Genomic DNA, 12,453 nt, shown 5'->3' on the forward strand with positions numbered 1-12,453 from the left:
CATGAAAGTAGCAGTAGTCATCCTTAATTGGAATGGCTTAACATTTTTAAAGAAGTTTTTACCTGACGTAATAAAATATAGTCCGGAAGCCACTGTTTACGTAGCTGACAATAATTCATTTGACAAAAGTATTGAATATGTCAAGGAAAATCATCCGGAAGTAAAAGTTATTCAATTACCCAAAAATGAAGGGTTTTGCAAAGGTTATAATTCAGCCTTGAATCAAATCGAGGCTGAGTATTATGTACTATTAAACTCAGATGTACAGATAACCTCAGGATGGATAAGACCAATAATTGACCTTATGGACTCAGATCCTTTAATTGCAGCTTGCCAACCGAAGATCAAATCATTTATAGAGCCGGAATATTTTGAATATGCTGGAGCTGCCGGAGGGTTTATTGATTATTTAGGCTACCCATTTTGCAGAGGTCGGATATTTGAGAAATTGGAAAAAGACAAAGGGCAGTATAATGACAACCGCGAAATCTTCTGGGCAACAGGTGCATGTATGTTCATAAAGGCTGAGCTTTTTCATAAAGCAGGAGGCTTTGATGACGATTTTTTTGCACATATGGAAGAAATTGATCTCTGCTGGAGACTGAAAAGGTTGGGTTATAAAATAATGTATTGCGGACAATCTGAAGTCTTTCACGTAGGAGGAGGTACGCTTTCAGCGACAAACCCACAAAAGACTTATTTAAATTTCAGAAATAATCTTGCATTATTAATTAAAAATCATTCTGAAAAGCATTTTTTAAGAACGATTTTCATCCGAATGTTATTAGATGGCGTAGCAGCATTTAAATTATTATTCTCTGATTCCTATAAGCATTTTAACGCGGTCATCAAAGCCCATTTCAGTGTATATGGTCAGTATAAAAAACTATATGTAAAGAGAGTGCGCCTGAAAAAGGCAGGTTACCAGTATCTGTCAGAAGACCCCACTGTTTTAAAAAAATCTCTGGTAATGCAGTTTTTTTTATATCGGAAGAATAAATTCGGGAAATTGAATTTCTAAAAATCCCAGATTGTGCTTCTTTTCCTTCTAAGATATTTATGTATATTGACCAGGAATGCCAGGAAAAGATAAATTACTAATGGAGAACCAAAAGTTAGGAAAGAGGCGTATACGAAAAACATTCTAACGGCGGAAGAAGCGATCCCCAATTTTTCCCCAAGAGCAGAACACACGCCAAAAGCCTGTTTCTCAAAGAATGCCAGAATTTTAATCATATAATTGATCTTTATTGACCTATTTCAAATATAATAAAAAATATCTGAAAACTTGGAATAAGTATGAAAATTTCCTAAAGAAGATGTTGTATTAATTAAATTATAACGATATTTTCGCAACGATGAAATTAAACACTTTTAATATGACCTTGAATAAAAAAGCTCCTGTTGCATTGCTTTTGACTGGTGTTTTGCTTTTAGATGGCTGTGCCCTGAAGCAAATGGTAAAGATGGCAAAAGACCAACAATTGACTGTGACCCCTTCTCCTTTGGAGGTACATGGTGACAGTGTTAAATTTGACCTTTCAGCCGCCCTTCCTCTTAAGATGCTTAAGAAGAACAAAATTTACACTTTAAATACTGCTTACAAGTACGGAGATCAAAAAATCAACTTAGCAGATGTAGAGTTTAAATCTACTGATTTCCCGAATGCCAAAACTGAGCAACCAAAAGTAAGCAAGGCATTTTCATTTGGTTATAAACCTGAAATCGGAAATGGAGACCTTGTTGTAGTAGGAACTGCTTCAAATATTACAAAAAGCAAATCTAAGAGCTCTGCTGAAATGCCAGTTGCAAAAGGTTTGATTACAACATCCAGACTTGTAAAAGACATTTATTATTCAGCTTATGCTGAACATGGATATAATAATAAAGAAGAGTTAATTCCTGTTAATGTAGGCTTCTACTTTGAACAAGGAAGTGCTAAACTTACTAAAAAAGAAACCAAAGGTTCTGAAGCAAAAAACCTTGATGCTTTTATAGCTAAGAAAAACGCAACTAGAACTGTTACAATTATTGGATACCACTCACCTGAAGGTACTGAAGCTAAAAACTCTAAATTGGCTGAAGAAAGAGCTAAGGTTATTGAGAAATACTACAAAGACAGAATGAAGTATTTCAACCAGAAAAATGTAATAGATTCTATCAACTTTGTTACTAAGAGTGTGTTCCAGGATTGGGAGCCTCTGAAAGCGAAATTAGATTCTACAACAGCTCTTTCTGCTGAAGAAAAATCAGAAATACTAGGAGTCATCAGTGGATCAGGAAACTTTCTTGATAAAGAAAAAGAACTTGAAAAACTGAAATCTTTCAAGAAACTTATCACTAAAGTTTACCCTGAACTAAGAACTGCAAAAACTGAGATATTAACTGTAAAACCAAAGAAAACTGATCTTCAGATTTCTCTTTTGGCTAAAGAAATCTCGGAAAAAGGTTTAAATGCAGACACTCTTAACTACAATGAATTAGCATATGCTGCAACTCTTACTCCTATATTAACTGAGAAAGAAGCTATTTATACTGCTTTAATTAAAAAACAAGATACATGGGATGCTCACAACAATCTTGGAGCTGTATATCTTGAAATGGCTGCAAAAGCTATTGACAATGGAACTAAGATTGCCAATGCTGACAAAGCAATCAACCAACTTGAACTTTCTTTAAAAATTAAAGACAACGCTGAAGCTCGTACAAACCTAGCAGTGGCTTATCTTATCAAAGGGTTAAAAGATCAGGCAACTGCAGAAATCCAAAAAGCTGATGCTCTTCAAGCTTCTACAGAACTTAAAAAAGGTATCAATGCTGTAAAAGGAACTTTGGAAATCAAACAAGCAAAATACAATGATGCTATCCAAAGCCTTTCAAAAGCAAACGAAACTAACGATGTGCTATACAACCTTGCATTAGCTAACCTATTAAGCAGAAACTACGATGCTGCGAAAAAAGGCTTCGAAGCTGTAACTGCAGGTAACGACAAAAACGCATGGGGATACTACCTAACCGCAGTTACTGCTGCAAGATTAAAAGACGAAGGAACTCTTACTAAAAATCTTAAGAGAGCGGTTCAATTAGACAGCAAACTAACTGAAAAAGCACTTAACGACGTAGAATTCCTTGAGTATCAAAACTCAGAAAACTTTAAGAATGCTATTAAATAAGCATAAAGTGGAAAACTGAAAAGGGCCGCCAGAAATGGTGGCCTTTTTTGTTAATAGCTCATTCTGAATCTTTCTACTTAAAGAAAGACCCATATTCCCTTAATTTTAATAAGTATTTATCCACCGTCATTCCTCTCTGAGAATTACACCTACTCATATATTAACCAAACGAGATCCTGTAAACCAAATGATTAAGGATTCCCCTTTTTAAAATCAATAATTAAAATCAAGGCCTATGAGGAATATTGGACAACAGACTGTAATATTTATAACCTTTTTGTTATTTTATTGGGTTTTAAACCCTTAAATTTTTATTTTTGTTGCAAACATTTTAGTAACTATGAGAGAGATTCAATTTAGAGAAGCCTTAAGAGAAGCCATGTCTGAAGAAATGAGAAGAGATGATAAAGTGTTTCTTATGGGTGAAGAAGTGGCTGAATACAATGGTGCATATAAAGTGAGTCAGGGAATGCTTGACGAGTTTGGCCCCAAAAGAGTTATTGATACTCCTATTGCAGAGCTTGGTTTTGCAGGTATCGGTGTAGGAGCTGCCATGAATGGTTTAAGACCAATTGTGGAATTTATGACATTCAACTTTTCGCTTGTCGCTATTGACCAGATTATCAATAGTGCAGCAAAATTAATGTCAATGTCTGGCGGGCAATATTCCGCTCCTATGGTTTTCAGAGGACCAACAGGGAACGCAGGTATGCTTAGCTCTCAGCATAGCCAGAACTTTGAAAACTGGTATGCAAACTGCCCTGGTCTTAAAGTTGTAGTTCCTTCTACTCCTGCAGATGCTAAAGGACTTTTAAAAGCTTCTATCAGAGATAACGACCCTGTTATTTTTATGGAATCTGAATTGATGTATGGAGATAAAGGAGCTGTTCCTGAAGGTGAATATCTTACTCCAATCGGTACTGCTGATATCAAAAGAGAAGGTACTGATGTTACTATTGTGTCATTTGGAAAGTTTATGAAAGTTGCCCTCAGTGCAGCTCAAGAACTTGCTAATGAAGGTATTTCTGCAGAAGTTGTAGATTTAAGAACTGTAAGGCCAATTGATTATAAAACAATTGTAGAATCTGTTAAAAAAACAAATAGATTAGTTATTGTTGAAGAAGCATGGCCGCTTGCGAGTATTTCATCTGAAATTGCATACCACGTACAAAGATATGCGTTTGACTACCTGGATGCTCCTGTCGGAAGAGTGACCAACAGAGATCTTCCTCTACCTTATGCACCAACTCTGATTGAAGTAATTCTTCCAAACGTTAAGAGAACTGTAGAAGCTGCAAAGTCTGTATTATACAGATAGTAGGTTTTTCTATATCACATAATTATCAGGCTGCCCCAAAGGCAGCCTGTTTTATTGTATACCATCCTTTTTAAATATTACCAGCTAACCAAATTTTCAAATCATCGTATTTATTTTTTAGTCAATCTTAAGTAGATTAACTATTACCTTTCCCTATAAAACTTTACTTATCAATGAGAACCATTTACCTACTCTTAGCTCTGGTCTTAATTTCGTCCTGCAGCAAAAAGGGCATTATAACCATGAATGTGCTTGAGCCGGCAGTAGTTAGGGTACATCCTGCCATAAAAAGGCTTGGAGTAATAAACAGAACACTACCTGCTCAAAAAACTAAACCTCTAGACGATTTAGAAAAGTTATTAACCCTTGAAGGCATGAATATGGACAAAGAAGGGGCAGATGCAAGCTTCACAGCTGTCCAAAATGAACTTGCAGGTGATAGATTCAATGTGGTTCCAATCGACAAAAATGATCTAAAAACCTTGGGTGCCGGAGTTTTTCCAAATTCACTTCCACTTTCAACTGTTTCTCAACTTTGTCAGACATATCAAGTTGATGCAATTTTATCTCTTGAGTTTTTTGATACAGATTCAAAATTGGCTGTTAATGTAGCGAACACAACTATTCCAACCCCTTTAGGAAATGTTCCGGGAATTGTCCATAACGCAACATTGAACACGATTGTAAAAACAGGATGGCGCATTTATGATCCACAGGGTTCACTAGTCATAATGGATGAATATCACCTGGACAGAAATTTTGTTTCACACAGTCAAGGAGTAAATCCAATGGAAGCTGTAAAAGCATTAGTAAATAGAAAAGAGGTGGTAACACGTCTGGGTAGAGAATCCGGTACCATTTATGCAGATAGGTTACTTCCATATTGGACACGTGTTTCCAGAGACTATTATATAAGAGGTAATAATGCTTTAAAAATTGCGACGAGAAAAGCCAGAGCCGGCAATTGGGATGGAGCTGCAGAAATTTGGAAAACTGAAAGTTCAAATTCTGACCCCAAAATTGCTGGAAGAGCTGCTTACAATTATGCTATAATTCATGAAATAAATGGTGACCTAGATTCAGCAATGAAATGGGCTCAAAAAGCTTATGAAGATTATAATGTTAAATTAGCCTTGAAGTATACCAGAATCTTAAGAAACAGAATGGCAAGGGTTCAAGCACTTAACAATAATTAAATTATATAATTAAGTCACTGATGAAATAAAAAGGGCCACTTAATAATTAAGAGGCCCTTTTTATTTCATAATTAAATTTTAGTTATCTATCTACCGAATGCATTCATATTAGGCATTCCTTTTTTCCCCATCTTATTCATATTCTTCATTAGCTTTCTCATATCAGAGAATTGCTTGATAAGATTATTGACCTGCTGAATAGAAGTACCACTACCATCCGCAATCCTCTTTCTTCTACTACCATTAATGATATCCGGATTTTCTCTTTCCTCTAAAGTCATAGCTCTGATGATAGCTTCAATAGGTTTAAATGCATTATCATCAATATCTATATCCTTCATCATTTTATTCATACCAGGAATCATTCCAACCAGATCCTTAATACTACCCATCTTCTTAATCTGCTGAATCTGAGCTAAGAAATCGTCAAAGCTAAATTGATTTTTTCTTATTTTCTGATTCAGCTTTTTCGCTTCCTCTTCATCAAAAACCTGCTGTGCTCTTTCCACAAGTGAAATCACATCTCCCATTCCCAGTATCCTTTGAGCCATACGGTCAGGATAGAAAAGGTCTAGCGCCTCCATTTTCTCACCTGTACTGATGAATTTAATAGGCTTGTCTACAACTGCTCTGATTGATAATGCCGCACCACCTCTAGTATCACCATCAAGTTTGGTTAGAACTACGCCATCAAAATTTAAACGCTCATTGAAGGTTTTAGCTGTATTTACAGCATCCTGACCAGTCATGGAATCAACGACAAATAGAGTTTCCGAAGGTTTAACAGAAGCTTTTACTTCCTCAATTTCCTTCATCATTTGCTCATCTATCGCAAGACGACCGGCAGTATCGACGATTACAAGTTTCTTATTATTCTTTTTTGCGTGTTCAATTGCATTTTTAGCAATCTGAACAGCATTTTTATTTTCAGGCTCTGAATAAACCTCCACTCCTACCTGCTCCCCAAGAACTTTAAGCTGATCAATCGCCGCTGGTCTATATATATCACAGGCTGCCAGTAATACATTTTTATTCTGTTTCTTTAAATAACTGGCAAGTTTCGCGGAGAAAGTAGTTTTACCTGATCCTTGCAAACCTGCTATTAGTATAACAGCCGGATCTCCTTTGGTATTGATATCCTCTTTGGTGCCTCCCATCAGTTCGGTAAGCTCCTCACTGACAATTTTAACAAGAAGCTGTCCAGGAGAAACAGCGATAAGCACCTCACGGCCTAATGCTTTTTCTCTGATACTATCTGTTACAGATTTTGCAACCTTATAATTTACGTCGGCATCGATAAGCGCCTTTCTGATTTCCTTAACTGTAGCAGCTACGTTAATTTCAGTTATTTTTCCCTGCCCTTTAAGCGTTTTTAAGGCTTTATCAATTTTTGAACTTAAACTTTCGAACATATTTTATCAGTATTGAACCACAAAATTAAGAAATACCTTGAATTCTGTCAGAATTTAAGAAGTAATTTTCAGTTGATTAATTGAATTTTAGACACTTTTTCTTTTTTTAAAGAAAACTTTAATCAACTGATACAACCTTTTTCTCAAAAAAAGCATCTAGTAATAAGGAGTTTTAATTAAAGAGAACCTGACATCTTTTTTGATTGTTCACTTTTTTAAAAAGAAAATTATTTTTAAAAAATTTATCCCTGAAAGGGAATGGAAAAGCTAGATCCAAAATATGAGCTAATAAAAAATAAGCTGGAGGAGATGGAAACCTCTCCGGATCCATATGCTTGGGATAAAATTTATGATGCGCTCCATAAAAAGCCTGTTTATTTAAAATTAAACCGTTTCAACAATCTTTCCATTGCAGTTTCTTTAATTTCAATTTTTGCATTTTCTATATTTTTTTCCCCTAAAATCACTTCCCCCTCTTCAGAACTAGATGAATTGAACGTCACCCACAAAGACTCACTGAAGCACCACAAGTTAGCTCCTCACAAGCATAAAGCTAAAAATTATCCGAAAAGGTAATTAGATTTTATTCTCCCTCTTTCAGCTTCATAAATCCCAAATTTATTAACTCATCATCCTTTTATAATTACATAATATAATTTTAGCAGTTGCTAAATTGTATAATATGTAAGGAATAGGAGAATTAATCTATATTTGCAGTGGTTTAAAAATAATTTTTCAATAAAAGCCACATGAATATAAACAACTTTAAAGTAAAGGTTTTACCTCACCTTTTAGCATTCGTCATATTTTTAATTATCTCATTAGTTTACTTCTCCCCTTACCTGAATGGTAAAAGTTTGGCTCAAAACGATATGGTCCAAACACTTGGAGCCTTAAAAGAATCTGCAGACTTTGCCAAAAGCTCAAATGAGGAAATTCTATGGTCAAACAGCACTTTCAGTGGTATGCCTGTTTGGAGAGGAGCAGGAGCCAATATTTTAAACTATGTCAATACCTTTTTGAATAGTTTTATTCCAAACCCTGTACTCCTTTGCCTTTTCGGGTTTACGGGATTCTATATACTATTACACGTATTTGGATTGAATGCATGGCTTTGCTTTGCAGGCGCTCTGGCTTATACATTTTCCAGTTATAATTTAATAAGTATTGAAGCTGGTCATATTAACAAAGTTTATGACATGATGCTGATGGCCCCTGTTATTGCTGGTATTATATTAACATACCGCAAAAATATGATTACCGGAGCGGCCTTAACAATTATCTCCTTAGCCCTCCAGATATATTATGGTCACGTGCAGATTACTTATTATCTGCTGATCATGGTGGTATTCATTATAATCGCCGAATTTATTTATGCCCTGAAAGGTAATAATCTTAAAAGATTTTTAACTGGCTCAGTTGTGTTATTGTTCTGTGTCATTATCAGTATCGCCCCTAATGTGGCCAAACTTTGGACCATGTCTGAGTATTCAAAAGCAACTCCTAGAGGTGGATCAGATTTATTGGCTAAAAAAGACCAGGGAACCGGCCTTGACAGGGACTATGCATTAAGCTGGAGCAATGGTATAGCTGAAACTATGACCATACTGATTCCTTCATTTTATGGAGGAAGTTCAAATGAACAGTTAAGCACCGGATCTGAGACATTCAAAACTATGGTGAATAATGGAATCGCTAAAGGTCAGGCAAAGGAATATATTGAGAGTATGCCAATGTACTGGGGAGACCAGCCATTTACTTCAGGACCAATTTATTTTGGGGCCATCGTTTGCTTCTTGTTTATTTTGGGGTTGATTCTTATAAAAGGTCCTTTGAAATGGTGGATAATCCCTGTAACAATCTTATCCATTGTCCTTTCTTGGGGGAAAAATTTTGAACTGCTTACAGACTTATTCTTTAACTACGTACCACTTTATAATAAATTCAGAAGTGTTACTATGATTCTTTCTGTTGCTGAAATTACATTTCCTCTGCTTGGGTTTGTTGTGTTGAAAAAGGTATTGGATAGTGAGCTTTCAAAAGAAGAAATTATGAAAGGGCTTAAAATCTCTTTCGGTATTACCGGGGGGCTTGCGCTTTTCTTTGCCATTTTAGGTGGTGCATTTTTTGATTTTAACGGTGCTTCTGATGCTCAGCTGCCAACCTGGTTAATTGACTCTCTAAAGGAAGACCGGGCTTCTGCACTAAGAATAGATGCGTTGAGATCATTATTTTTTGTAGCTGCAACTGCTGGAATGATTTGGGCAGTTATCAATGATAAATTAAAGGAGAATGTTTTTTATGTACTACTTACCGTACTTATCCTAGTTGATCTTTGGACTGTAGATAAAAGATATCTGAATTCAAAAGACTTCAAAAACAAAGAAAACTTTGAAGAAACCATATTTGTACCAAGTCCTGCTGATAATATCATTGCTCAAGACAAAGATCCATATTTCAGAGTTTTCAATGTAACGACAAATCCGTTTGCTGATGCAATAACATCTTATTTCCACAAATCAATCGGAGGATATAGTGCGATAAAGTTGGGCAGATATCAGGATCTTATTGACGCACAATTGAGCAAAAACAATATGGCTGTTTTGAATATGCTTAATACCAGGTATTTTATTGTTCCAGACAAACAAACCAATCAACCAACTGTACAAAGAAATCCCGGAGCTTTAGGAAATGCCTGGGCTGTAGATAGTGTAAGAATTGTTCCGAATCCTGATGAAGAACTTAAAGGATTGAGTAATTTTGATCCTGCAAGGACAGCAATTGTGGATAAGGTATTTGAAAGCTATGTGAAAGATTTAAATCTTTCAATCGACAGCACCGCGTCTATTGTACTTAAAGATTACCATCCTAACCATCTTACATTTGAATCAAAATCCAAGAAGGACCAATTGGTTGTTTTCTCAGATGTTTACTACCAGCCAGGGTGGAATGCTTATATTGATGATAAACCTGTAGAGCATATCAGAGTAAATTATATTCTGCGTGCTTTGAAAATTCCTGCAGGAGAACACACCGTTTCATTCAGATTTGAACCTAAGTCTTATATTACAGGTGAAAAAATTTCAAGAATAGGCTCCTGGATATTGGTATTATCAATAGTAGGATTACTTGGTGTCCAGCTATCTTCTTCAGTAAAAAAGAAAGAATAAAAAATAAAAAAGGCACTTAAATCAAGTGCCTTTTTTATTTTTAACTGACTAATTTCCTTTTGCCTCTTTGTACAAATGAGTATACTTTTCTGCTACGGATTCTTCTGAATAATCCCTAATGGCCTTCTCTCTTGATTGCATACACAATGTTTCGTAAGGAGCCTGAAACAATGTCCAATAAATGCCAGCAGCTAAATCTTCTGATGATTTATATTCAGCTACATAGCCCGTCTTCCTATGTTCTACCATTTCGGGAATTCCTCCCGTATTAAAACCTACCACAGGTGTCCCACAAGCAAGTGACTCCATCACTGTATTGGGCAAATTATCCTCCAAAGAAGGTATAACAAATACTGATGCTGCAGAATATGCATTGACAATGGTTGACATATCAGACAATCTTCCCAGACTATTTATTTTAAAAGGTATTCCTGAAAAATCCTGCTCATCATACAGACCAAAAATTAATAATTCTGTATCCTTAAGTTCATTTGAAAATTGCTTTGCCAGTATCTCTAGTCCATTTTTGAAGAAAGCAAAGCCCTTTCTTTCATCACTTACTTTCATGGCTGCAAAAAGTATATACTTTTTATCAGGATTCAGATTAAAGAATTTTCTTGCATTAGTTTTATCCTCTGGCGTAAACACTGATACATCTATTGGATTGGGAACAGATACCACTTTTTTATCTTTCAGCAAACTGCTTTGTCTCGCTTTGGATCCAAGCCATTCACTGCAAGAGACAATTGTCAGATTTTTTTGACCGAAAACTTCAGCTTTCTTATTCCACCTTTTTCTGGACAAATCTGTTTCATAAGGATGTTTTAAGTAAGGAAGACAATTACCACATGCTCTGAGGTAATTTGTGCAATCTTTGCTGTAATGACAGCCACCAGTGAAGGTCCACATGTCGTGGAGGGTTATTATGATTGGTTTGCCTGTTGCTATCAGTTTTTGTATTGAGTCTAAAGACAAGAATCCAAAATTGATCCAGTGAAGGTGAATAACATCTGCTTCTTTTACAAGTGCATTATTACTGAGATCAACACCAATTTCGGCTTGAGAAAAAATGAAACGAGCAGATTTATCTTTCTCATAAAAAGAAAATTGCAGCCTGTCTGCTGCAAATCGGAATAGGGCAAGTTTCTTCTGAACCCAGGTATTCGCAATGCTGTGAACATTCTTGTTATTGGCTTTCTTTTCCTGCACCAGCATTTCAGACTTCAGGCCACTTTTTAATAAAGCTTTATGAAGACGTAAGGCTGCAATTCCCGCCCCTCCAAAAGTATCAAATGTGCTTAAAATTAAAACTTTCATATTACAGTCCTGACTAAAAAGAATATTTTGAACCGCATTATTTTGACTGAAGATGCAATTAATTTTTATAACCGAAAATATTAAGCTGTAAATCCATTATTTTATTGTCTCTGTAGAAATGGTTAACCAAAGGAGATTGACGTCCCTGAGCTGAATCTATATAATATCGAAAATTATTCTTTGAAAGTACATTCAGTATTTCATTTAACTCCTGTTGTTGTCCGGGAAATGAATGATATTCTATAAAAATATTCTCTACATTCGTTAAAGCATCTGAACAATCCTTTAACACTGCCGACTCCGCCCCTTCGATGTCCATCTTCAACATATCAATTTTAGGAGTTTGCAACAATAGGTCTCGTAGTCTCACAGATTCAACTTTTACTTTTTTCCCATTACCAAAGATAGAAGCCCCATCAGCCCCTTCAATTGAAAATTCAATTCCGTTATTGTCAATCCACACAGCCTTATTTAGGATATCTACATTTTTGATATTATTCTTATCAAGATTACTCTTTAAAATAGAGGCAATATTTGGGTCTGCCTCAAATGCTATAATTTTAGATGCTGGATATAAAGAACTAAAGTAAAGGCAGCTGGTACCAATATTGGCACCACAATCAAAAATTACAGGGGTCTTTTCCTTTGTTTCAAACTTGTAATATTGCTCCACATAAATTTCCTGAAATTGAAACAAGAAAGACCAACAATCGGGAACCAGGAATTCGTATTTTAAAAATGATACTTTCCTTTGAGAATACCTGGGAACATTTCCATATTTGGCCATCAATAAGAGTAAATGACGGCCCATTGAAGACTTCAGTATTCTATATACACTCTTAAAGAGATATTTTAACGCGAACATTT

Annotated in this window: 10 protein-coding genes; 6 read left to right on the plus strand and 4 right to left on the minus strand. The window is 35.5% G+C overall.

What is annotated here, in order from left to right; translation table 11 throughout:
• The first annotated feature begins 1 nt into the window (after nt 1).
• Entirely contained in the window at nt 2-1,021 is a 1,020-nt protein-coding gene (locus K350_RS0125365) for a glycosyltransferase family 2 protein (RefSeq protein ID WP_028982313.1), read from the plus strand.
• Here the strand turns inward: K350_RS0125365 and K350_RS0125370 are convergent.
• Entirely contained in the window at nt 1,018-1,236 is a 219-nt protein-coding gene (locus K350_RS0125370) for a PspC domain-containing protein (RefSeq protein WP_028982314.1), read from the minus strand. The two genes, K350_RS0125365 and K350_RS0125370, sit on opposite strands and share 4 nt — an antisense overlap.
• A 143-nt stretch (nt 1,237-1,379) precedes the next feature.
• Here K350_RS0125370 and K350_RS0125375 point away from each other — a divergent pair, with 143 nt between their 5' ends.
• From K350_RS0125375 to K350_RS0125385, 3 genes are all read left to right on the plus strand, one after another.
• Complete coding sequence (locus K350_RS0125375) at nt 1,380-3,173, plus strand: OmpA family protein (RefSeq protein WP_028982315.1); 1,794 nt, start codon at nt 1,380-1,382, stop codon at nt 3,171-3,173.
• Nucleotides 3,174-3,513: 340 nt separating this feature from the next.
• Complete coding sequence (locus K350_RS0125380; protein WP_028982316.1) at nt 3,514-4,491, plus strand: pyruvate dehydrogenase complex E1 component subunit beta; 978 nt, start codon at nt 3,514-3,516, stop codon at nt 4,489-4,491.
• A gap of 173 nt (nt 4,492-4,664) precedes the next feature.
• Nucleotides 4,665-5,687: a DUF6340 family protein gene (locus K350_RS0125385; RefSeq protein ID WP_037577278.1), complete on the plus strand. Its 1,023-nt coding sequence runs from the start codon at nt 4,665-4,667 to the stop codon at nt 5,685-5,687.
• An 86-nt stretch (nt 5,688-5,773) separates the two neighbouring features.
• On the opposite strand, the gene ffh is transcribed toward K350_RS0125385, so the two are convergent.
• On the minus strand, nt 5,774-7,099 hold the full coding sequence (ffh, locus tag K350_RS0125390; RefSeq protein ID WP_028982318.1) for a signal recognition particle protein: 1,326 nt from the start codon (nt 7,097-7,099) through the stop codon (nt 5,774-5,776).
• Between the two features lie 258 nt (nt 7,100-7,357).
• Between ffh and K350_RS0125395 the strand changes: the two genes are divergently transcribed.
• Together K350_RS0125395 and K350_RS0125400 are read left to right on the plus strand one after the other, a co-directional pair.
• Nucleotides 7,358-7,675, plus strand: coding sequence for a hypothetical protein (locus K350_RS0125395; RefSeq protein ID WP_028982319.1), 318 nt, complete (start codon nt 7,358-7,360; stop codon nt 7,673-7,675).
• Between the two features lie 173 nt (nt 7,676-7,848).
• The gene (locus tag K350_RS0125400) at nt 7,849-10,269 is read left to right on the plus strand and encodes a YfhO family protein (RefSeq protein ID WP_028982320.1); all 2,421 of its coding nucleotides are present in this window, start codon (nt 7,849-7,851) and stop codon (nt 10,267-10,269) included.
• A 48-nt stretch (nt 10,270-10,317) separates the two neighbouring features.
• Here the strand turns inward: K350_RS0125400 and K350_RS0125405 are convergent, their stop codons facing one another.
• Nucleotides 10,318-11,586 carry a glycosyltransferase family 4 protein gene (locus K350_RS0125405; protein WP_028982321.1) on the minus strand — a complete coding sequence of 423 codons (1,269 nt, stop codon included), beginning with the start codon at nt 11,584-11,586 and terminating at the stop codon, nt 10,318-10,320.
• Nucleotides 11,587-11,644: 58 nt separating this feature from the next.
• On the minus strand, nt 11,645-12,451 hold the full coding sequence (locus K350_RS0125410; protein WP_028982322.1) for an FkbM family methyltransferase: 807 nt from the start codon (nt 12,449-12,451) through the stop codon (nt 11,645-11,647).
• Nucleotides 12,452-12,453: the final 2 nt, after the last annotated feature.

It is taken from the genome of Sporocytophaga myxococcoides DSM 11118, from assembly GCF_000426725.1.
GTDB lineage: Bacteria > Bacteroidota > Bacteroidia > Cytophagales > Cytophagaceae > Sporocytophaga > Sporocytophaga myxococcoides.